This window comes from Azospirillum brasilense (assembly GCF_005222205.1).
Lineage (GTDB): Bacteria > Pseudomonadota > Alphaproteobacteria > Azospirillales > Azospirillaceae > Azospirillum > Azospirillum brasilense_G.
Genome location: NZ_CP032346.1, coordinates 1,521,781 through 1,544,741 on the forward strand (window position 1 = coordinate 1,521,781; position 22,961 = coordinate 1,544,741).

The window sequence follows — 22,961 nt, forward strand, 5'->3', positions numbered from 1 at the left end:
AAAAGCGGGCGGAGGCTTGTTCTTCCGGGATAGGTCCCCGGGGAAGGAGGCTCCGCCCGTGCTCCCGCGTCCACACGCCTTGCGGCGGTCCGCCGTCCTCCTTCTGCTCGCCGCGACCGGGGGGCTGGCGGGGTGCGCCGATCCCCGGGCCGACGTCGCGCTGGCCGCCCAGAGCGCGCTGGTCGGCATGCCCAAGGGAACGCTGCTCTCCTGCGCCGGGGTCCCGCACCGGCAGGCGGCAAGCGGCGCCCTGGAGTTCTTCACCTACCGCGCGGGCTCCATCGATTACTACGCCCCACCACCACCGCCGGTGGGCTACGGATGGGGGTATCCGTGGGGCTATCCCGGCTGGCGCCATCGCGGGCTCGACTACGACCCGTGGGACTACTATCCTCCGCGGGCTGGCGACGTGGTGGACAACCGGTGCGAAGCGACCTTCACCTTGAGGAACGGGGCCGTCGAGCAGCTGGTCTACCGGGCGTCGTCGCTGGGCGCCTGCGCCGCGGTCGTGCAGAATTGCATGGCGCTCGTGCCGCAGAGCCTTCCGCCCAGACCCACACCCTCAGGATAGAGCCGGCAGAGGCATCCACCGTGACACCATTGAGGAAGACGCCGGCGATGAAGGCACCGTTCCGCTCGGCCCTGCTGGCCCTGTGCGCGCTCTCTTGTCTGGCGGGGCCGCCCGCCGCGGCGCAGGATGCGCAGAGCGAGACGAAGCCGAAGTTCGGTCCGGACGCCGTGCCGATGACCGAGGACCGCGGCTATCTGCGCAACGCCGGGGCGCCGGACTTCTGGGCGATGATGCCCTACTACACGGCCCAGCAGACCGGCAGCGCCTGCTCGGTCGCCAGCGTGGCGATGATGATCAACGCGTTGCGCGGCCTGCCGCCGCTCTCGTCCAACCGGCTGGTCACCCAGGCGCGGGTGCTGAACGAGGTGGACGACGACGGCTGGAAGGCGGCCACCGCGGAGAACGGGGACGGCGTGTCCTTCGCCGATTTCGCCGGGCTGGTCCAGAAGTCGGTGGACGCCTTCGGCCTGGACGCCACGGTGGAGGTCTTCCGGCCGAAGGACACCTCGCCGGAGACGCTGGGCGCGCTGCGGCGCATCCTGGACGAGAATGAGCGCGATGACAGCGACATCATCCTGCTGGCCTACGACCAGGGCACGCTGACCGGCGACGCCACGGTGGGCCACATCGCACCGCTCGGCGCCTACGACGCGGAGACCCACCGGGTGCTGGTCATGGACGTGGACCGGCTGTGGTACGTGCCCTACTGGTCCAGCGACGAGAAGCTGCTGGAGGCGATGGTGAAGCCCGACCGCTCCGACCCCACCGGCAGCGGCCTGATCCATGTGCGCCTGAAGGATGCCCGGCCGAAGGGGCGGACAGCGGGATAACAGCGTTGACTCATGTTGCGTCGCAGCGCGACCCGTTGTCGCATTCCGCGGCCAGACATCAACCTCAGTGTAGCTAATAATTAACCTCCCAACGGTTAATTTCGAAGGATTTTGAGCGAATCTTTCGTCATTTCGCGCGCCAAGAAATTTAATTTCGCTTCTTGCCGCCATGCGTCCAGGGTATTGCTGCGATGCGCAATGCCTGGGTTTCAAGAAGAAGCGATAAAAAACATGTCCGACGAGATTTACGAGCGGGTGCTGTCCAACCCGAAGTTCGCCGCGATGACGGCGAGCCGCGCGCGCTTCAGCTGGCGGCTGGCGCTGATCGTCCTGGCGGTCTACTACGCCTTCGTGTTCGCCTCGGCGCTGGCGCCCGAGCTGATGGCGCGCCCGCTGGCCGAGGGCATGACCTTCCCGGTCGGGCTGGCCGCCGGCATCGTCATCACCGTCTTCTGCTCGCTGATGACCGGCGTCTACGTGCTGCGCGCCAACAACCGCTATGACGCGATGAACCGCGATCTGCTGAACGAGGTGGGCCGATGAGCGCCGCGCGTCGTCCCGCTTCCGCCTGCGCCGCGCTGCTGCCGGCGCTGGTCGCGGGGACCGCCCAGGCCGCCGCCATCGACGGCGCGGTGGAGCGCCAGCCGGTCAACGTGACGGCCATCGCCATGTTCCTGCTGTTCGTCGCGGGCACGCTGGGCATCACCTATTGGGCGTCGAAGCGCACCCGCTCGGCGTCGGACTTCTACACCGCGGGCGGCGGCATCAGCGGCTTCCAGAACGGGCTGGCCATCGCGGGCGACTACATGTCGGCGGCGGCCTTCCTCGGCCTGTCGGGCATGGTCTTCGCCAAGGGCTTCGACGGGGTGATCTACACCATCGGCTTCCTGGTCGGCTGGCCGCTGATGCTGTTCCTGATCGCCGAGCGGCTGCGCAACCTCGGCCGCTTCACCTTCGCCGACGTGGCCTCCTACCGGCTGGGGCAGACGCCGATCCGCTCGCTGGCGGCGGTCGGGTCGCTGACCGTGGTCTGCTTCTACCTGATCGCGCAGATGGTCGGGGCGGGCAAGCTGATCCAGCTCCTGTTCGGGCTGGACTACACCTACGCCGTGGTGATGGTCGGCGTGCTGATGATCCTGTACGTCACCTTCGGCGGCATGCTCGCCACGACCTGGGTGCAGATCATCAAGGCGGTGATGCTGCTCGGCGGCTGCACCGTGCTGGTCGGGCTGGCGCTGGCGCAGTTCGGCTTCAACCCGGAGCGGCTGCTCCAGCAGGCCGTCGCCGCCCACGCCGCGAACGCCGCCATCCTGCGCCCCAGCGCCGCCATGGCCGACCCCATCGCCGCGGTGTCGCTCAGCCTCGCCCTGATGTGCGGACCGGCGGGCCTGCCGCACATCCTGATGCGCTTCTTCACCGTTCCCGACGCCAAGGAGGCGCGCAAGTCGGTCGTCTACGCCACCGGCTTCATCGGCTATTTCTTCATCCTGACGGTGACCATCGGCTTCCTCGCCATCGTCATCGTCGGCACCAACCCGGCCTATCTGGATGCGGCGGGCAAGATCCTGGGCGGCGGCAACATGGCGGCCATCCACCTGTCCAAGGCCATCGGCGGCAACATCTTCCTGGGCTTCATCTCGGCGGTCGCCTTCGCCACCATCCTGGCGGTGGTCGCCGGCCTGACGCTGGCCGGCGCGTCGGCGGTCAGCCACGACCTCTACGCCCGCGTCCTCAAGAAGGGCAACGCCACCGAGGCGTCGGAGATGCGCGTGTCGCGCCTCGCCACGCTGGCGCTGGGCGTCATCGCCATCACGCTGGGCCTGCTGTTCGAGAACCAGAACATCGCCTTCATGGTCGGGCTCGCCTTCGGTCTGGCGGCGTCCGTCAACTTCCCGGTGCTGATCCTGTCGATCTTCTGGAAGGGGCTGACCACGCGCGGCGCCTTCGTCGGCGGCTTCGCCGGTCTGGTGAGCTGCGTCGCCTTCGTGGTGCTGGGGCCGACCGTGTGGGTCAGCGTCTTCAAGTTCCCGGCGCCGATCTTCCCCTACGAGCATCCGGCGCTGTTCTCGATGGTCATCGCCTTCGCGACGACCTGGCTCTTCTCGGTCACCGACCGCAGCGCGCGGGCGGCGGCGGAGGCGAAGGCCTACGAGTACCAGTACATCCGGTCGGAAACCGGCCTGGGGGCGGCCGGCGCGGTCTCGCACTGACCGCGTGACCGGAGGAGCGGCCCCTCCCCATTCCGGGACGGGACGGGGAGGGGCCGCGCTTTCCTCAGCGGCGCTGCGCCGACTGGGAGTAGACGTAGGAATCGAAGCTGTTCTCGGCGACGCGGAACCACAGCCGCTCCTCGTCGCGGAAAGGCTTCCACGCCTCGTAGACCTTCTTGAAGCGCGGGTTCTTCGCCGACAGCTCGTCATACAGCTCGTTGGCGATCTTCTCGCAGGCCATCATGACGTCGCGCGGGAAGGCGCGGAGCTGTGCGCCGCCGGCGACCAGACGCTTCAGCGCCGCGGCGTTGACGGCGTCGTACTTGGCGATCATCCAGGTGTTGGCCTCCCAGCAGGCCTGCTCCAGGATCGTCCTGTAGGACTCCGGAAGCTGCTCCCAGGCGGTGATGTTGATCATCAGCGGGATCTGGGCGGAGCCTTCCCACCAGCCCGGCGAGTAGTAGTATTTGGCGACCTTGTGGAAGCCCAGCTTCTCGTCGTCGTAGGGGCCGACGAACTCCGCCGCGTCGATGGTCCCGCGCTCCAGCGCCGGGTAGATGTCGCCGCCGCCGATCTGCTGCGGGACGAGGCCCAGCTTGCCCATGATCTGCCCGGCCAGCCCGCCGACCCGCATCTTGAGGCCGCTCAGGTCCTCCACCGTCTTGATTTCCTTGCGGAACCAGCCGCCCATCTGGGCCGTCGTGTTGCCGGCGGGGATGTTGTAGATGTTGTGCTCCCGGAACAGCTCGCGCATCAGCTCCAGCCCGCCCCCGTGCATCATCCAGGAGATGTGCTGGCGCGTGTTCAGGCCGAAGGGCATGGCGGTGTCGAAGCAGAAGGTCGGGTCCTTGCCGATGTAGAAATAGGCGGCGGACTGGCCGCATTCGATCGTGCCGTTCTGCACGGCGTCCAGCACCTGGAGCGCCGGGACGATCTCGCCCGCCGCGAAGGTGCGGATCTGGAACTTGTTGTCGGTGGCGGCGGCGACCCGGCGGGCGATCAGCTCCGCTCCGCCGAAGATGGTGTCGAGGCTTTTCGGGTAACTCGACGCCATGCGCCACTTGATTTCGGGCTGGCCCTGCGCGATGGCCGGGGCGGCGACCACGGTGCTGGCGGCCAGCCCGACGCCGGCGCTGGCGAGGAAGGAACGACGTTTCATGGCGGGGGACTCTCCCTTCCCATTCTTTTCGATTATGGGAGGGATTCTGCATCGCCAGGGGACGCGCAACAAGAAAAAGGCGGAGCCTCGCAGCTCCGCCCGCTTCCGTTTTCCATGTTCTGGGCGTCACAGCGCGGGGCGAACCGCGCAGCAGCGTGATCGCACGTCCCGGAACCGCGCGCCGCCGTGGCGAGCGCTCGACCCGGCGAGGGTCAAGCGCGGGTCACTCGCGCATCAGCGTCGGCAGGTCCATGGCGACGCGGCCGATGTCTTCGCGGCGCAGGCCGCGGGAGGCCAAATCCGTCCTGCTCAGGGCCGACAGCTCGCGATAGACGATGTAGGCGGCGGAGGTTTCGAACCAGGCGCTCACGAACGCGCGGACGCCCTTGACGATCCCCGACAGAGCGCCGTCATGATCGGTGTGCGAAGCGGTGGTGTAAGCCATGGTGCATCTCCTCGTCTCTGATGGAGATGACTGTACACTGGCATGCCAAATACCAGATACGCTGACTGTGCAACGCAGCGAAGCAATAAAATTACAGCCGCCTCAAGCGTTTGCGCGGCGAATTGTCGGTATCGGCAATCTTTCGTGGGCTTTCCAAGAAGCCGTTGTGGGCGCAGGGCGGACCGCCGTCAGAGCGTTTTCCGCATGGCGCAACGCTGCGCGATGGGAAGCCCCGCCCGTCTCTCCGCGTCCAGAACGGCCTGTAGACGGGGACCGAGTTGCCGGTCATCCAGCGTGACGAAGCCAAGCCTTTGATAATAGGGTTCGTTCCACGGCACGGTCCGGAAGGTGGTCAAAGTCAGGCAGGGAAGGCCATGGTCGACGGCGTGGCGCTGGGCCGCGTCGATCAGTTGCCGGCCGAGGCCGCGCCCCTGCCGGTCCTGGTGGACGGCCACCTGCCAAATGTGAAGGGCATCGGGCATCACCGCCCCGTTCAGGAAAGCGGTGGGGCCATGCCCCGCCAACTCGGCGACGAACGCGACGCCATCGGCGATCAGAGCGCGATGCTGCTCCTCCGATTGAACGTCGTCGTCGGCGATCCATTCCAACCCCGCCCAGTGCCGGAAGATCGCGCCGGAGCTGCGCTCGATTCCTGGCAGGGCAGGGGCATCGCACGGGGTTGCCGGTCTTATGCGGATCATTGATGCCCACTCCCAAGGCATGGAGGTCCGAAATACAAAACGGGCGGAGCCTTTCTTCTTCATGTCCGTCTCCTTGCTTGACGGACTCCAACTCAGGGTGGAGGCGTTTCAGGGAAGCAGGTCATCAGCCACCTCGGTTCCCTGATCTCCATCGCCTCTGGGCGAAAGCCCACCCGGTCGGTCAGGCAATCCGGATGGTGCTTCTTGACGACGGGGCCGGTCAAGGCTGCCGCCAGCCACGGTCCTTGATGAATTTGTAAAGGGTCGTGCGCGACCGCCCGAGGATGCGGCTTGCCAGGCTGATGTTCCACCCGGTCATTTGAAGCACCCGGCGCACCTGGGCGTCATCGAGCGTACCATTGTTGGGGCCGGAGACCGTCGCCCTGGATTCCCACAGTTCGACTCCGGAGTTCCGTTCGTGATCGAACAGGATGTGTGCGACGGTGGCCAAGCTGTAAAAGCCGTTCCTTGCCACGCCGAACGCCTCGATGTTTTTCACCGCGTCATGCAAATCCCGGATGTTCCCCGGCCACGCCTGCATCTGGAGGAATTCCAGCACCTCGTCGTCGAAGGTCGGGCAGGGAAAGGAGTAGCTGCCCTGCGCCTCCTGCGCCTCCTTAAGAAAATGAAGGGCCAGTTCCCGGATGTCCTCGCGGCGTGCCCGCAGAGGTGGAACATGCAGACGCCAGCGGCGCATACGAAACCAGAGATCCCGCCGGAACTGCCCGGAGATGGTCAGCGCTTCCAGATCGTGGTTGGTCGTCAGAATGAGACGGACGTCGGATTTCAACAATCTTCCAGGCTCACCCAGGCGATAGTATCCGCCATCGTCCATAAAGCGCAGCAACCCCGCCTGCGCGCGCAGTGGAAGACAATCGACGTCGTCCAGCACCAGCGTACCGCCGTCGGCTTTTCCCAGCAGCCCCTGCTGGTCCGTTTGGGACGACGTGTAGGCATCGCGCGTGTGTCCGAACAGGGTCGCTTCCAGCGTGCCCAGATCGAACTCCCCGCATCCCTGGCGCAGAAAGGGGCCGGACCGCCGGGGCGATGCGGCATGGATCTCCTCGCCAAGGCGCGACTTTCCGGTTCCGCTTTCTCCCGTAATCAGGACCGCCCCGGGACGGGTGGCCACGACTTGGGCTTGATGGAGAAGCCGGCGCATGACGTCGGAAGCTGCCACCCAGGGCACCCCGGCTCCGGGCTGCGCGTTCGTGTTCGCATTCGCAGCGGCGGCGCCGGACTCGGAATGGATGGCTGGTTGCGGCACCGCCCTCTCCCCTTGCTTCTCAAAGGATAGGCCAGCCCATTCTGGGCGTGAAAATTATATACCACCTTTCTCATAGGTTTGTGGAGGATTTTCTTCAAAATTGATGATCGTAAATCCAGTTCATACGCTTGGTGAATGCTTATGCATGCAAGGAGCGGTCGATCCAATCCTTTGTCTTCACTTGAGGAATGACGACCAATGCAATCATGGTGCGATGATCCGAATCAGAACGAGCCTGCTTCCTCCAGAATGAAGGCCTGCTCGCGTGAGCGCACCTCCTCGCTCATCAGCACCATCGCCTTCAGCTTGCAGCGAACCATGCGGGCCGAGATGTGAGACCCCCGAAACAGACTGCCGATCTGGGTTTCGATCGTCGGCAGGTCGTACTGTCCATCACGAATGAATTCCAGCTTGGTCAATTTTTCGTAGAGATGCCTCTCTGTCTCATTCCCCAGCAGGGATTCGAGTATCTCCATGCCGAAATCGGCCGGAATCTGCGGAACGGAATCGGGGCCATTGTAGAATTTGCTGAGCTTTTCCTGAGATTCCGCCGTGATGGCATTTCCCCCGCCGCTGAAATAGTCGCTGCTTTTCATCCAGAGAAGGACCTGACGGGGTTGGCAACCGCAGATCATGCAATATTGCGGCAGTTTTTCCGGCGGCCTTCCTATGAAATGACTCATCAGGCCCACCCGCGTGAGTTCTTGGAACCTGTTGTCCTCGCACCGCCCCAGCAGGGTGAGGCAGACCGGACAATCGTTGACATGCCTGAGCAGCTGGTCGAACGGCAGCAGCGGCACATGCCCGCCGCCCACGCAAGCCCGGCAGTCGCCATGGTCGTATTCGGCGGCGGTGCTCCAGGGTCGCGCCCCGGCGTCGCAGGAGAACAGGTTCCGGCAGAATCCCGGACGCACCAGACCCTCCGCTGCGTACGGGTGATGCTTCTCCCTGTTGCGCAACATCAGGTTGGTGCAGCGTGGGCAGCGCGGTGCACCGATCGGGCTCGGCATGGGCCGTAGCAGGGTGCCGTCGCTGGACGAGCAATAGGGGCACGGCTGCAGCAAACGCAGGCATCGGCGGCAGGCGACCGGCTTGCCGGTCGATGCCTGCTCGGCTTCCGCCACCGGAACGGGATAGCCGCAGTGGAAACAGCTGAACCGGGTCTGAGGCACGCCCTGCTCCGCGCTGAACATTCCCTTGGTGCGATGGACATGGTCCAGCCATTTCCGGCTGTCTTCCTTCATCTCAAGGGCAGGAAACAGCAGATGGTCCGGCGCGTCCGCGCTTGGACAGCGGATCTCGGGAAGATGATGCTCCTCGATAAGGCGGTCGAACTCGTGCCGCTCGCTGCCGGAGACACCGTCATAAAAAAAGCGTCTGAGGGCGCCGGGAACCCGGGTTCTTTTTTGGGGTGGCAGCCGGTGGGAAACGCATCCCGGGCAATCGAACGGGTCGCGGTCATGGCGGATTTGGACCTGCGACAGCGGACGGCGTCCCGCGGCATAGTCGTCCAGGCATTGCGGACAGTTCGTTTCGCGCATGGAAATCGGACGCTGGCCGTGCGCAGCCTCCTTGCAGAACCACCAATAGGTCTTCAATTCGCCTTTGCATTCGGGACATTGGCGGACCATGGGGCGTCCATTCGTCCCAAAGGCGCCGGACGGAAACCGGCTGGTCAGGTCGTCAACCTCGCACGACGGATTGCCGCAGCGGTTCAGGATCGGGCCGCCGCAGCCCGGACAGATCAACGCGTCCCGGTCCGGCAGGCGGGACAGATCGAAGGTGCAGCCCCTGTTTCCGCACAGCACCGCATCGGGTGACAGTTCGTCCGGGATCAGGTTTTCCAGCGCCTCGCCTCCCCGTTGGAAATGGTACAGCGAGCGGAACCGGTCATCGGACTCCCGATAGCGGCGGTGGTAGCGCTGGATGCCGGAAATCTCTGCGCCGGGGCGGTACAGCTCCTCGTAATAGATGATCGGGACCGGGCTCGCCTCTTCAGTGAAGGTGGGCGTGATGTTCAGGACCTTCTGTGCCGCCGTCTTCAAGCGGTTCATAAGGGCGTTGCGGTCCGACTCCCCCCGCGCCAGAGACAGGGAGCGGCTGATCTGGGGCTTGCCGATGACCAGCTTGGCCTGCTGTATGGTCGGAGCCACGGAGCCTTTGCTGAACACCGCGCTGCGGCAGCGCGCAATCAGCTCCTCCAGCCCTTTGTCGCCGTTCAGCCGTGCGATGATGAACGCTTCCTGCTCGGACCAGAAACGGACGAACCCATTGGCATACAGCCGGGCAAGCGCCTTGAGGTGCTCGAATTCCGTCTTGTCCCGGATCGCGTCCATCCGATGGCCGGCACCGCCCGGGCGCAGGAAATGGCGGTCGAGCAATTCCGCCAGCACATGCACCAGCGGAGATGTGGGAGCGTCTTGCGGGTCCTGCCTGTGCTTCGTTGCGGCGACGACGTCTTTCATCAACGCCTTCCAGACGGCGCGACGCGACGCGCTGTCCTGGAAATGGGTGCGCACCTTCCATTCTTCCCGCAGCGCATCCCGGACGAACAGCTGGTTGAGATCGCCGAGCAGCGCCTCGATCCGATCGGGAAGACTGTCGTTCAGAAGCGCGTGCAACGAGTCCGGCAGGGGCGCGATCATCCGGTCGAAACGTTCGGCATGCCGGTTGATCTGGATGAACGGGTCGCGGAGGACCTGAACCCCATAGGTGCGGAGGTCGTCCCCGCGGTCGGTCAGCAGACGGTGGTTGCGATCATGGACCTCCAGAACCCGGCGGATGTCCCCGGCCAGCCGTTCCCGGTTCCGGTAGAGATACTGTTCGACCCGCCCGGACCAGCTGGCCGGGTCCAGCACCTGCCGCGCGGCGTCGGCCAGGCCGGCGTCGAGCCTTTCGCGGAATGTGCCCATGATGATGTGCAGCGGCCCGCTGCCGTAGGTCTCCTGGTGGTGGATAAGAGCCGCGTCGCGGCCCTCGTTGACGATGCCCAGCGCGATGCGCATCTGGATCAGCGACGGCGGCGCCGTGAGGGTGACGGCGTCGCAATCGTCCGGCGGAGGCCGGTCATCGAGTTCCTTCACGGCGGCACGCAGCAGCGTCAGCCCTTCGTCGTCCAGCACGGCGGTGTCGCGTTCCAGCCCGTCGCCAAGCGCGGCCAGAGCCCTCGCGAGCGGGGTCCAGAATTCGTCGAGCTCGGCCGTGCAAAGGTCGATGGGGTCCAACTCCGCCTTGATCGCCGCGACGCCCAATTCCGAACTCCACCCCGGCATTCCGATGGCGGCGGCCCAGGGCTGGCGCAGGGCCTCGTCCACAAGATCGTAGAGTTCCCGAGCGTTCTCCCTGAGCTCGTCAGGTTTCTTCTGCCGAATGGTCAGCTCGGCGATGCGGCCTTGCATGGCGTCGAGCGCCTTGCGCATGCCGGCGATCCGGGCGCAGGACTGCGGGGGACCGCCGGCCACCGCCGCTGTCCGCCACAACCCCACCAACGACGCCGTTTCCAGCCTTCGAAGAGTCCGTTCTTCGCCAAAAAGCTGGCCGCCCGGCGTTCCGGGAAGCTCCGGTCCGGGAACACCGCCCGACGCGGTGGGAATCGCGTGAAGGAGATCGAGTTTGATCGGACGGCATTCCCGGATCGGACGGCGGGTGCCGATGTCGTCGATCAGCCGGTTCAGGATCGCCGCCTCAAGGGTGCGGGCCATCTCTCCCGTTTCGGCCAACGCCAGGGACGTCACCGCGGAGGTGGAGAAGACGAATCCCCGCTCCCGATACCGAAGGGCGGATTTGACGTCGGTCTTATCGTTGTCCGCCGCCTCGTCCAGCTTCGCCCGGACGTCATGGCGCAACTGCGCCAGGATGTTTTCGGCCATGCGGAAGCAGGACATGCGGATCGTCGTCGCGGCGAGGTCGGGAATGACCGCCGGCTCGCCCTCGGGCATGAACGACTGATAGAGGTAGGTGAACTTGAAGACGCTGCTGTCGCCGCGCCGCGCCTGGACGGTCATCCCCTCGCGGCCGATGGGATAGCGGACCTTGAAGATCTCGTCGGGCCGGAGGCGCCAGTTCTTGTAGACCGACAGTTCCTTCAGCGCCGCATAGGCGTTCACCTCCACCCGTTCCGCCCGGTCGCTGGCGATGAACGGGTCGGCCATCAGGAAGGAACCGGTCAGTTCGCACTCCGGGTCGATGTTTCGCATCATCAAGGCGACGTCCCAGAAGATCCCGGCCCCGGTTCCTCCGGACAGCGAGCAGACCAGATGCACGCGCACGGGCTTTGCGCGCTCCGTCACCGACCGGACTTTCTGGTGGCAGTCCCGAAGCTTGTCGTAGATGGTGCGGGCCTCGGTGAACAGACCGATGCGGCCAAGCGGTCGCCACTGCCCGGCCCCTTCGTACCGCGCCTGCCCCAGCGACATCTCGTTGAGCGCTTCGAGGTTCAGCGACGGCAGCCATTCCGTGATCGCCGGCACCGGGGACTCGTCGTCTCGGCTTTCCGCGGCGCCGGGCATGCCGGCGGACCGGCGCGGAGACTGGCGGAGCGCATCGACGCTTCGCACGATGGCGTCTGTGCCGATGGTGATGATCGGCTCGATGGTCGGCAGGCGGCGCTCGAAGGCGTTCGCGCCGCCCTCGCGGAAGGAGGACGCGCGCGGAACGACATGCTCGTCCAGCTCCTCCTCGCGGTTGGCCTTCCAGTCCGTGTCGATGGCCAATAGCTGCAGGTGCCCGTCGGCGTACATGCGCCGCAGTCCGGAATCCGATCCGTTTTCCGCCTGCCAACGCAGATAGCGCAGCGTGCGCACGCCGGTTCCGCCCAAACCGATCACCAGGGCCGGAAACCGCTTCACGAATTGCGTGTCGATGCTCATGGCCTTTTTTCTCGTCGGCTGGAGTTTAGCGGCTGGCGGCGGTCTGGATGGGCGTGTCGCGAAAATCCCAGTGATGCTCGACCGATCGTGGGTCGACCGGTATGTAGCTGGCGGCAACCGGGATCAGCACAAACAGCAGGAGGGCGATCAGACACAGACTTCCGAAGGCGAAGCGGGTATCCACGGAGTGGATGATGTCCGGCATTTCCTTCGCCTGTTCCCCTCTCGCGGCGATCCCGTTCACGTGCGTCCTGCGGACAAGGCGCGCGGCATAGGTGATGCCGGCGAACGTGGCGGCCCCGATGGCAAAGATCGAAAGCCAAGCTTTCTGATCCAACTCTCCCAGGAACCACAGCCCTGCGATGGATGCTGATACCGGGAGAAGGACGACTGAACCGAGAAGTTCTCCCACTGACTTCAGCAGCTCGAAGAACCCGGCCCCGTGGGTCGCCAGAGACTTGAGCGAACCATGACGCCTGACGCGGCGGAACAGCATCCAGACGCTGCCGACCATGATGCCGAGGATCGCCGCGATGGCTGGTATCAGAATGAGCGACAGATTGTACGAGTCATCCTCTGAGAACGGGTATGTTTTGACGTTGTGTTCGTTTGATTTGGCGGCGATCCGGATGGCGCCCGGCGCGTATTGGGCGATATCGCCCGGAAGCCCCCAGGCGACGGTCGTCGTGACGCTCGACCGGGGGGTTGAGAAATCATGCGCGATGCTGATCCGTGCCTCCTCGCCCAGGGGCAGTCCGTCCCGGTCCAGCAGGTCCACCACGAATTCCTGGCGGCCCAGCTTCAGGGAGGTGGTGTTTCTGATCGTGATGTCCGCGCTGATGGCGGTGTAGGGCTCCCGCGCCGGCACCCGCGTGGCTTTGAAATCGACCTGCTCGAAATCGAAGACCGGAATGGAGCTGACCGTCACCGAAGGGTCGGAAGGGGCGCCCGACGGGTTGAGGGACGTCTTGTCCCGCAGAACGACCCGGAGATTCTGGGACACCGCAAGCTCCTGCGCTTCCTTTTCGGTCAGCCGGATCGGCAGGGTTTCCGTCTTTCCGGCGCGCACGGTTTTCGGGGTTTCCAGCGTCTTCTGGGTGAAGTCACGCTTGCCGTCCGGCGATTGCAGGGCATAGCCGGTCAGCAGGTTGGGAACGATTCCGGGATTCGTCACGTCGATGTAGACATCGCGGTGTTGCGGATCGAAGGGCCGCTCCTTGTTCATTTGAACGTCGAATTTCCTGGGAACCGGCAGGCTGACGGTCGCCCACCCCCCGGGACAGGCCGTCGGATTCTGGGACCTGTCGAGATCGGTCAGGGCGCAGACCTTCAGGTCCTGCCCGACAAGCAGGCTTTCCGGCCATTCGTCGTGGATGGGAATGCCCACATGAAGGGGCGTCGCCACATCCTTGGCGCCGTCCCGGTTGGCGCCACGGATCTCGATGCCGTTGGGCGGGTCGTGGAACACGGGTTGGCCGCCGCTGGCCCCGACCAGCAGGAACCGGCTCAGCGTCTGGTTGTAGACCGCCTCGTTCTGCACCGTGACCGTCAGAATCAGCGGCAGCCGGTCCGTCCACGTCCCACCATCCAGCGTCTTCAGCGGTTTGGAGGGCAGCGGGATGATCGGGTAATCGCGTCCCGCCGTGCGCCCCGTGGTGCCCGGGCCGCTGTCTTCGACCAGCACGACGTTCTGATCGAGGTGCGGGCTGTGCTTGCCCATGAACTCCTTGTTGAAGGGAATGCGAACGGATTCCTGGGACAGGCCGGGGATGGACATGGCCGACGGAAACTGGAGAGGTTCGGCCAGTTCGCGCCGCTCCCCCTTCCTGAACATCCGCACTTCCTTCAGCTGGTTCTGGACCAGCCACGGATTCCTGATGTCGAGATGCAGTTCCAGGAAGCCCTTGTCGTTCGGCTTGAAGGTTCCGGACATCAGTTCCAGGGGTTGGTAGGACGGGGTCGGAAGATCGTTGGTCTCCGGCCCCGGAATTTCGTTGTCGTTGACCGCGTGCATGCCGAAACGCGGCTGCCGCAGGATGGAAAGGATGCGGGAGTCACCGCCATCCAGGGCCAGGGACACTTCCGACGACCCGTTGGGGGCGATGGGTTGGGGCGGATCGACCGGCCTCAGCACCTTTTCCCCGTTCAGACCCAGCAGCGCCACCGCGGAGAGGGTCTCCTGCAGGACGGAGTTGTCGTTGACGACGACGATGCGGGCGCGCAGTTGGCCGGATTCCGTCGTCTCGGGCCAACGCAGACCGCCGATCCGCAGGCTGGAAGCCGTCGATGCCGGGCGCGTGACCGGCCTGTTCTGCGACGCCCGGCCGCTGGCCACGTCGTCCACCGCCACCGACAGCCTGTTGCCGTTCAGGGCATGCACGGCGTTGTCGGGCAGGGTGACCGACAGTTTCCGGCGGCTGCCGGCTGGAACATCGACCGGCGGCGGCCCTGCCTCGACCGGTGCCAGAGGCGTGCCGCCGTCGTAAAACAGGATGTTGCGGACGGGCCGGGCCGGCAGCCCGGGCGATACGATGTCGATGTCGAGGATCACCCGGCCATCCTGCGGACGCGCCTGCGCGCCCGCGATCTGGAACGGCGCCGGGCGCCCATACTGGACCGGCACACGCGCCGATTCCGGATCGTTCACGCCTTCACCGTCCCGAGACTGCACCGCCACATGGAGGATTCCGCGGTCGAGCGCGGCATCGAGCACGGGTGTGAGCGTGACGGTCAGAATGTGCGTCGCCCCCCGCGCCAGTTCCGTGGCTTGCGGCGGTTCGATCTCCCCCAGCGGCGACCCGCCGGAGGCGGCTGCGTAGAAGACGAGCCGGCGGACGGTCCGGGGGTCCGATTGAGGATTGGCGAGCGACAGGGTCAGGCTGGCCGGCTGGCCGGCGGTGCGCCGTTCGGACTTGGCCTCGGTGATCCCGAGCCCGCCCCCGGCGGTGCGCTCCAGCTTCGCCCGCACCGCCGCGCCGCGCCCGTCGCTGTCCAGCCCGGCGTAGAGGGTGGAGGCGGCCAGAAGCGCGCGCGCCTCGTTGGTCGGGACCCGCAGTTCGATGGTGTCCGCCGCGTCGGCATTGATGCTCCGGTCGACTGGAATGGTCGCCAGTGCGGAGCCCTCCAGGCGGTCGTACAGCGCCACGGAACGCAGGTGGGTGGGCACCCGGCCCGGATTGCGCACGGTGACGGAGCAGGTCATCCCCTCGATGCCGCGGGGACGGCAGGTGCCGTTCAGGATCGCCAGCCGCGGTCGCGTCGCGCGCAGCACGCCGTCCACGAAGTCCTTGGCGAACTGGTCGAGACTCTTCGAAGCGTCCGCGTATTCGATGGTCTGGGCGTTCAGGTCTTTCTCAAGGCTCTGCACCACGGGGCGCAGGCGCACCGTCTCCAGGGCGCAGTCCCGATAGATCCTGGAGGTGTCGGCGAAGTCCGTTTCGGACGGCTGCACCACGAACAGACCGACATGGACCGGCAGCTGGTCGGAGTCGGGCGGCACGGCGATGGATTTCCGCACGGCGTCCATGTCCGGGGCGATCGCCGTCTTCTGGTTCGTCTTATACTGCTTCAGAAGGTCGCAAACGCCGGTGTTTTTGTTGTTTTCAGCCTGATTGGACGGGTCGTGGACGAAATCGCTGGCGATCAGCAGGATCTTGAGCCGGTTTTCCGACCGGTCCTGGAGGCCGGGCATGCTGGCGATGAACCGCAGGAGCGGGGCGAAATCGGTGACCCGGTCGGGGGTGATGGCGTCCCGGAAGCGATCCACAGCGCTGTTCAGCGCGCTGACATTGCCGCCGTCCACCCGCTCCGCCAAGGGCAGGACCTGCCGTCCGAAGGTGTAGAGCGACACCCGGTCGCCGCTGCTGACGAAGGTCCGCGTTCCGTCGATGGGCAGGGCGAAAGCCGTCTTGAGCATTTCGCTCAGCCGCTGGTTCGGGCCGTCCTGAGCGCCGGTGAACACCGTCTTGGAATTGTCCAGGAACACGAACATGTCGATGGGCGGAAGCGTGTGCTGTGCCGATGCAGCGCTCGTCACCAGCGCCAGCGTCACCGCCAGAACCGTGACCACCCCTCTGGCCATTCCCCCGACAAGCCACGACCGCAAGGTTCGCTGCATGGCGAAGCCCCCTTTCCCATCCTTCGGACCGGCGGTGCTTCAGCAGGAATCAGGCCATTTGGGGAATGCTTGATTCAGAAGGGAATTTCGTTCCGGGGACGTCGGCGCACCTGTCCACTGAACAGCGGGGGTGAACAGTCTGGACAGATGCAGGCTCAGCTTCTTCCAGGCGCGCCGGCGCTCGGCCCCATGCTTGTGGACCAGCCACTCACCCGCCCCGCGCCGCGGTTGGCTGTCCCTGCGTGAGCGCTTCCTTTCCCATCGGCTCCTGGACGACGACAACGCCCCCATCCAGGCCTGTTGTGGACGCTTGCAACGCCCACACGGCCACACCAGAGCGTTCACGCTCCCTCACCAGGTATCCGTGGCCGCCATCTGTCAATGCTTAGGCTCGGCCGCAGATGGGGCGGGGCGCCAGCCCCGGTTCCATGCGTGGGGCGTGGGCTTCATGAAAAAGGGCGGACCCGGTTGGATCCGCCCCCTTCTGCGTCTGTTCGATCAAGCTCCAGCTTCGCTTGATCTCAGCCTTTCTCAATCATTGAGTGAAACTTCTCAATCATCGAGTTCGGCTCCTCAGGCTTTGCGTTAACGACCAGAAGAGCCGTTTACACGTCGAGGTTGGCGACCTTCAGGGCGTTCTCCTGAATGAACTCACGGCGTGGCTCGACGATGTCACCCATCAGGGTGGAGAAGACTTCCTCCGCCTGATCGGCGTGGTTGACCTTCACCTGCAACAGCGAGCGCTTGGTCGGGTCGAGCGTGGTTTCCCAGAGCTGGTCGGGGTTCATTTCGCCCAGGCCCTTGTAGCGCTGGATCGTCACGCCGCGGCGGCCCAACTCCATCACCGTATCGAACAGGGCGACGGGGCCGGTCAGGCTGCGGCTCTCCTTCTGCTTTTCGAAGGCGCGGCCCGGCTCGGCGTAGACGCGCTTCAGGTCCGCCGCGATGGCGTCCAGCTTGCGGGCCTCGGCGCTCTTCAGCAGGTCGGCGTCCAGATGGTGGCGGTGGGTGACGCCGCGGCGCGTCCGCACCAGAGCGTAGCCGCCCTGGAGCAGGCTTTCGCCGCGCCAGCCGCCTTCCACGTCCAGCGCGTTCAGCCGGGCGGCCACCGCCTCGGCCGCCTGCTGCGCCTGGGCGGTGTCCTGCGACAGCGCGACCGACAGGGCGCCGCTCACCGCCGCCGATTCGACCACCGACAGGTTGCCGGCCTTGCGGGCCAGCGTCTCGATGTGCAGGCGGGCGCCGCGGGCCTGCTCAACCATCTCGCGCAACGGTTCGCCGGTCAGCAGGGAGCCGTCGGCGGGGCGCACGGACAGGTCGCCCAGCGCCGCCTCGATCAGATACTCCTCCAGCGCCCGGTCGTCCTTCAGGTACCGCTCCTTGGCGTTGCCGCGCTTGATGCGGTAGAGCGGCGGCTGGGCGATGTAGAGGTAGCCGCGCTCGATCAGCTCCGGCATCTGCCGGAAGAAGAAGGTCAGCAGGAGCGTGCGGATGTGGCTGCCGTCCACGTCCGCGTCGGTCATGATGATGATCTTGTGGTAGCGCGTCTTGTCCGGGTTGAACTCGTCGCGCCCGATGCCGGTGCCCAGCGCGGCGATCAGCGTGCCGATCTCCGCCGAGGACAGCATCTTGTCGAAGCGCGCCCGTTCCACGTTCAGGATCTTGCCGCGCAGCGGCAGGATGGCCTGGAACTGGCGCGACCGGCCCTGCTTGGCCGAGCCGCCCGCCGAATCGCCCTCCACGATGAAGAGTTCGGAGAGCGCCGGGTCGCGCTCCTGGCAGTCGGCCAGCTTGCCGGGCAGGGAGGCGATGTCGAGCGCACCCTTGCGCCGGGTCAGCTCGCGCGCCTTGCGGGCGGCCTCACGGGCGGCGGCGGCCTCGACCACCTTCTGGACGACGCGCTTGGCGTCCGCCGGATGCTCCTCGAAATACTGGGCGAGGCATTCGCCCACCACCGCCTCGACCACCGGGCGGACTTCGGAGGAGACCAGCTTGTCCTTGGTCTGGCTGGAGAATTTCGGGTCGGGCACCTTCACCGACAGGACGCAGGTCAGCCCCTCGCGCGCGTCGTCGCCGGAGAGGTTGACCTTCTCCTTCTTCGCGATGCCCGACTCGTTGGCGTAGTTGTTGATCGCCCGCGTCAGCGCCGCGCGGAAGCCGGCGAGGTGGGTGCCGCCGTCCTTCTGCGGGATGTTGTTGGTGAAGCAGAGGGTTGTCTCGTGGTAGCTGTCGTTCCACTGGAGCGAGCATTCCACGGTAACCACGCCGCCATGCTCGGTCGGGCGCTCCGCCTTGATCGAGATCGCCGGCTTGTGCAGCGGCACCTTGGAGCGGTCGAGCCAGTTCACGAAGGCTTCCAGCCCGCCTTCATAGTGCAGGTCCTGGACCTTCGGCTCCACCCCGCGGGCGTCGGTCAGCACCAGCCGCACGCCGGAGTTCAGGAAGGCCAGCTCGCGCAGCCGGTGCTCCAGCGTCGCGAAGTCGAATTCGGTGTTGGTGAAGGTGTCCTTGGACGGCAGGAAGGTGACCTCGGTGCCGGAGAGCGGCTTCTGCCCGCCGTTGCCGTCGTCGACCATCGGGGCCGCGCCGATGTCGGCCAGCCGCTCGTCGGCGACGCCGTGGCGGAAGCGCATGAACCATTCGCGGCCGTTGCGCCAGATGCGCAGCTCCAGCGTCTCCGACAGGGCGTTCACCACCGACACGCCCACGCCGTGCAGACCGCCCGACACCTTGTAGGAGTTCTGGTTGAACTTGCCGCCGGCGTGGAGCTGGGTCATCACGACCTCCGCCGCCGACACGCCCTCTTCGGAGTGGATGTCGGTGGGGATGCCGCGGCCGTTGTCGCGCACCGTGACCGAACCGTCGGCGTTGAGCTGCACCACGACCGCGTCGCAGTAGCCGGCCAGCGCCTCGTCGATCGCGTTGTCCACGACCTCGTAGACCATGTGGTGCAGTCCGGAGCCGTCATCGGTGTCGCCGATGTACATGCCCGGACGCTTGCGCACGGCGTCCAGCCCGCGCAAGACGGTGATCGATTCCGCGCCGTAATCCTGCTGCGGGAGGTCGTTCTTCAGTGCTTCCTGTGCCATGGTTCGACTATAGCAGACTGCGTTGGGTTTCGGCGGAATACCGTACTTCGGTGGGTGATTTTCTGGGCTTTTGAGCCCTTTTTCAGGAGCTAGGCCGGGGTCACGGTCGCATCCTCGATGTGGAAGCGTTTGGCGGCACTGCCGAGCGGCCCGAAGACCGAATCGTCGGTGCCGGTCATCCAGGCCTGGGCGCCCAGCGCCAGGATCTCGTCGAACAGCGCCTCGCGCCGCTGCGGGTCCAGATGGGCGGCCACCTCGTCCAGCAGCAGCAGCGGGGCGGCCCCGCGCTCCGCCGCCAGAAGGCGGGCGTTGGCCAGCATGATGGCGATCAGCAGCGCCTTCTGTTCCCCGGTGGAGCAGAGCGCCGCCGGCATGTCCTTCTGGGCGTGGCGCACCGCGAGGTCGCTCTTGTGCGGCCCCAGCGTGGCCCCGCCGCTGTCCGAATCGGCGCGCCGGCTGTCGCGCAGCGAGCGGCGCAGCGCGTCCTCGGCGGCCAGCGCCGGGCCCTCGTCGAGCCAGCGCTCCACCGTGCCCTGGACCGTCAGGTCGGCGCCGGGGAAGGGGCCGACGGCCCGCCCGCAGGCGGCGCGCAGCCGCTGCACCACGTCGCGGCGGGCGGCGGCCACGGCGACTCCGGTGGTCGCCATCTGGTCCTCCAATCCGCCCAGCCAGCCCTCGTCGCCGTTCCAGCCGCGGTGGCCCTCGCGCAGCAGGCGGGCGCGCTCGCGCAGGGCGTGCTCGTAGCGGCTGAGCCGCCCGGCGTGGGCGGGGTCGAATCCGAAGACAAGGCGGTCGAGGAAGCGGCGGCGCCCGCTGGAGCCCTCCAGGAACAGCCGGTCCATCTGCGGGGTCAGCCAGACGACGGCGACATGCTCGGCCAGCACGGTCTGGCCCTTGGCGGGGTGGCCGTCCACCCGGACGACGCGGCGGTCGCGCTCGGCGCCCGACGCCGCCTGGGGGCCGATCTCGCGGCCGGTGCCGATCTCCACGGGGCCGGTGGGGGTGTCCAGAACGGCGGCGACCGCCCAGCCGGCGCCCGCGCCATCGCCAGCGCTGCCGCCGATCCGCTCGACCTCCGACAGCTTGGCGCCGCGCAGGCCGCGTCCGGGGGCGAGGAAACTGACCGCTTCGAGCAGGTTGGTCTTGCCGGCGCCGTTCGGCCCGGTCAGCACCACCGGGCGGCGGTCCGGCTCCAGCCGCGCGCTGTCATAACCGCGGAAGCGGGTCAGGGTCAGGCGCGTCACCGCCAAAGCGGCCGGACTGTCCATCGCAGGGATGGGATAGGGCGAAGTCTGTCTGGCGTCGAGCAAAGCGTCCGATCCGGGATGCGGGGACCGGGCCGCCGCACCCCGTCAAACACGGGGTCCGGAGCGCGCCGGCCCGAAAAGCGCCGATCCGTCCGGACCGGTCACACACGCATCGGCATCAACACGTAAAGAGCCGTGGAGTCGGCGACGTCGCGCACGATGGTCGGCGAGGCGGCGTCGGCCAGCGAGAAGCGCGCGCCCTCGCCCTCGATCTGCTGCGTGATGTCGAGCAGATAGCGAGAGTTGAAGCCGATTTCCAGGGGGCCTTCCTGGTAATTGACCTCCAGCTCCTCGGTGGCGCTGCCGGCCTCGGGGCTGGTGGCCGACAGGGTCAGCGTGCCGCGGGTCAGCGACAGCTTCACGGCCCGGCTCTTCTCGGTGGAGATGGTGGCGACGCGGTCCACGGCGGCGGCGAACAGCTTGGCGTCCACCTCCATCGTCTTGTCGTTGCCGACCGGGATCACCCGCTCGTAATCCGGGAAGGTGCCGTCGATCAGCTTGGAGGTCACCACCACCGAATCGAAGGCGAAGCGGATCTTGTTGTCGGACAGCGACAGCTCGATGCGGTCGGCGGCCTCGTCGATCAGCTTGCGGATCTCGTTCACGGTCTTGCGCGGAACGATGACGCCGGGGATGCCGGCGGCCCCCTCCGGCAGCGGCATCTCGACCCGCGCCAGACGGTGGCCGTCGGTCGCCACGGCGCGCAGCACCGGCAACTCGGCCCCGCCGGCCTTGGCCTTGGCGGCGTGCAGGTAGATGCCGTTGAGATAGTAGCGCGTCTCTTCGGTCGAGATGGCGAAACGGGTGCGGTCGACCAGCGCCCGCAAATCGCCCGCCGTCAGGTCGAAGCGGTGCGGCAGGTCGCCGCCGGAGAGCTGCGGGAAATCGTCGACCGGCAGGCAGGACAGCTTGAACTGCGAGCGGCCGGCGCGCAGCGTCAGGATCGTGCCGTCGCCGCCGATGTCCAGCTCCACCTGGCTGCCGTCGGGCAGCTTGCGCACGATGTCGTACAGCGTGTGGGCCGGGGCGGTGGTGCCGCCGGCACGGGTCACCGTGGCCGGGACCGTTTCGACGATCTCCAGGTCCATGTCGGTGGCGGCCAGCGACAGCTCGCCGTCGCTCGCCCGCAGCAGCACGTTGGACAGGATGGGGATGGTGTTCCTGCGCTCCACCACGCTCTGCACATGACCAAGGGACCGGAGAAGGGCGGCGCGTTCGATGATGATGTTCATGCTGGTCGTCGTCTCGGCAGGTCGTGTTTTTTTGCGATTCGCAGGTGTACCCATGCCGGTCCGGCCACAGTCCAGCGGGCCGGAACGGGGGCGCATGATACCACAACGTCGGTTTTGCCGAACCAAATTCGTTCGGCGCGGCCGGAGGGTCGCCGGAAACGACGATTCCGGCCCATCCGGAGGCCCGTGACGCCTCCGCGGGGTGCCGCCGTAGGGGGATGCGGCGGGGACGGGAGGGCCTCGATTCGCGCCGCGGCGACCGCGTCTCAGCGACTCTGCCGCCCGCCTTCCGCCGCGAACTGGGCGTCCAGGCCGGCGCGGTAGTCCGGGTACGCCAGATCCACGCCGAGCTGGCGCTTGATGCGGTCGTTCTTCACCCGGCGGCAGTCGGCGTAGAAGCTGGCGGCCATCGGCGACAGCCCGGCCTCCTCGAAGGGCACCAATGGCGGCGGCTCGACCCCCAGCAGGCCGCAGGCGTAGCTCACCACCTCGTGGGAGGGGGAGGGCAGGTCGTCGGCGACGTTGTAGACCGCGCCCAGCGTCGGCTTGTCCATCGAGGCGCGCAGCGTCGCCGCGATGTCCTCGACATGGATGCGGCTGAACACCTGCCCGGGCTTGTCCACCCGCCGGGCGGTGCCGTCGCGCACGTTGTCCAGCGCGCTGCGCCCCGGCCCGTAGATGCCGGCCAGCCGGAAGAGATGCATCGGCACGCCGTACTGCCGGTAGAGGTTCAGCCAGCCGCGCTCCGCCTCGACGCGGCGCTTCTGCCGCTCGCCGGTGGGGCGCAGCCACGCCGCCTCGCCCACCCATTCGCCCTTGGTGTCGCCGTAGACCCCGGTGGTGGAAAGATAGCCGGCCCAGTCGAGAGTCCGCAGGTCCGCCAGATCCATGGCGTGCTGGTCGAGCACCGGGTCGCCCCGCTCGTCGGGCGGGACGCTGACCAGCAGATGGGTGGTGCCGGCCAGTGCCGCGCGGGCGTCGTCCAGCGGGCGGCCCCGGTCGAACAGGAACGCCTCGATGCCCTGCGCCTCCAGCGCGGCGCGCTTGTCCTCGCCGCGGCAGGTGGCGGCGACCCGCCAGCCCTCGGCCTTCAGCCGGTCGGCGAACACGCGGGCGGTGAAGCCCAGGCCGAAGACGAACAGACGGGGTGAAGCCATGTCTTGCG

General features: G+C 66.8%; 14 protein-coding genes. 4 read left to right on the top strand and 10 right to left on the bottom strand.

Features of this window, described 5'->3' with window-relative positions; all coding sequences use genetic code 11:
* The first annotated feature begins 58 nt into the window (after positions 1-58).
* From D3869_RS20910 to D3869_RS20925, 4 genes are all read left to right on the top strand, one after another.
* Positions 59-571 (top strand): hypothetical protein, encoded by a 513-nt coding sequence (locus D3869_RS20910; RefSeq protein WP_137141735.1) that lies wholly within the window; start codon positions 59-61, stop codon positions 569-571.
* A gap of 47 nt (positions 572-618) precedes the next feature.
* A complete protein-coding gene (locus D3869_RS20915) occupies positions 619-1,401 on the top strand; it encodes a phytochelatin synthase family protein (protein ID WP_137141736.1) in 783 nt (260 codons plus the stop codon).
* A gap of 231 nt (positions 1,402-1,632) precedes the next feature.
* Positions 1,633-1,944: a DUF485 domain-containing protein gene (locus D3869_RS20920; protein WP_137141737.1), complete on the top strand. Its 312-nt coding sequence runs from the start codon at positions 1,633-1,635 to the stop codon at positions 1,942-1,944.
* Entirely contained in the window at positions 1,941-3,611 is a 1,671-nt protein-coding gene (locus tag D3869_RS20925; protein ID WP_137141738.1) for a cation acetate symporter, read from the top strand. The genes D3869_RS20920 and D3869_RS20925 overlap by 4 nt, the downstream gene beginning before the upstream one ends.
* Before the next feature lie 64 nt (positions 3,612-3,675).
* On the opposite strand, the gene D3869_RS20930 is transcribed toward D3869_RS20925, so the two are convergent.
* From D3869_RS20930 to D3869_RS20975, 10 genes are all read right to left on the bottom strand, one after another.
* Positions 3,676-4,770, bottom strand: coding sequence for a TRAP transporter substrate-binding protein (locus D3869_RS20930; protein WP_137141739.1), 1,095 nt, complete (start codon positions 4,768-4,770; stop codon positions 3,676-3,678).
* 223 nt (positions 4,771-4,993) lie between these two features.
* The gene (locus D3869_RS20935) at positions 4,994-5,215 is read right to left on the bottom strand and encodes a hypothetical protein (protein ID WP_137141740.1); all 222 of its coding nucleotides are present in this window, start codon (positions 5,213-5,215) and stop codon (positions 4,994-4,996) included.
* A gap of 188 nt (positions 5,216-5,403) precedes the next feature.
* On the bottom strand, positions 5,404-5,979 hold the full coding sequence (locus D3869_RS20940; RefSeq protein WP_247895819.1) for a GNAT family N-acetyltransferase: 576 nt from the start codon (positions 5,977-5,979) through the stop codon (positions 5,404-5,406).
* A 157-nt stretch (positions 5,980-6,136) separates the two neighbouring features.
* On the bottom strand, positions 6,137-7,183 hold the full coding sequence (locus D3869_RS20945; protein ID WP_137141741.1) for a sigma 54-interacting transcriptional regulator: 1,047 nt from the start codon (positions 7,181-7,183) through the stop codon (positions 6,137-6,139).
* Positions 7,184-7,407: 224 nt separating this feature from the next.
* On the bottom strand, positions 7,408-12,051 hold the full coding sequence (locus D3869_RS20950) for a tubulin-like doman-containing protein (RefSeq protein ID WP_137141742.1): 4,644 nt from the start codon (positions 12,049-12,051) through the stop codon (positions 7,408-7,410).
* A gap of 25 nt (positions 12,052-12,076) precedes the next feature.
* Positions 12,077-16,168 carry a hypothetical protein gene (locus D3869_RS20955; RefSeq protein ID WP_137141743.1) on the bottom strand — a complete coding sequence of 1,364 codons (4,092 nt, stop codon included), beginning with the start codon at positions 16,166-16,168 and terminating at the stop codon, positions 12,077-12,079.
* Between the two features lie 605 nt (positions 16,169-16,773).
* Positions 16,774-19,257 carry a DNA topoisomerase (ATP-hydrolyzing) subunit B gene (gene gyrB / locus D3869_RS20960; RefSeq protein WP_103041458.1) on the bottom strand — a complete coding sequence of 828 codons (2,484 nt, stop codon included), beginning with the start codon at positions 19,255-19,257 and terminating at the stop codon, positions 16,774-16,776.
* Between the two features lie 89 nt (positions 19,258-19,346).
* On the bottom strand, positions 19,347-20,525 hold the full coding sequence (gene recF / locus D3869_RS20965) for a DNA replication/repair protein RecF (RefSeq protein WP_137141744.1): 1,179 nt from the start codon (positions 20,523-20,525) through the stop codon (positions 19,347-19,349).
* A 140-nt stretch (positions 20,526-20,665) separates the two neighbouring features.
* A complete protein-coding gene (gene dnaN, locus D3869_RS20970; protein ID WP_014197767.1) occupies positions 20,666-21,796 on the bottom strand; it encodes a DNA polymerase III subunit beta in 1,131 nt (376 codons plus the stop codon).
* Positions 21,797-22,062: 266 nt separating this feature from the next.
* Positions 22,063-22,953: an SDR family oxidoreductase gene (locus tag D3869_RS20975; protein ID WP_137141745.1), complete on the bottom strand. Its 891-nt coding sequence runs from the start codon at positions 22,951-22,953 to the stop codon at positions 22,063-22,065.
* Positions 22,954-22,961: the final 8 nt, after the last annotated feature.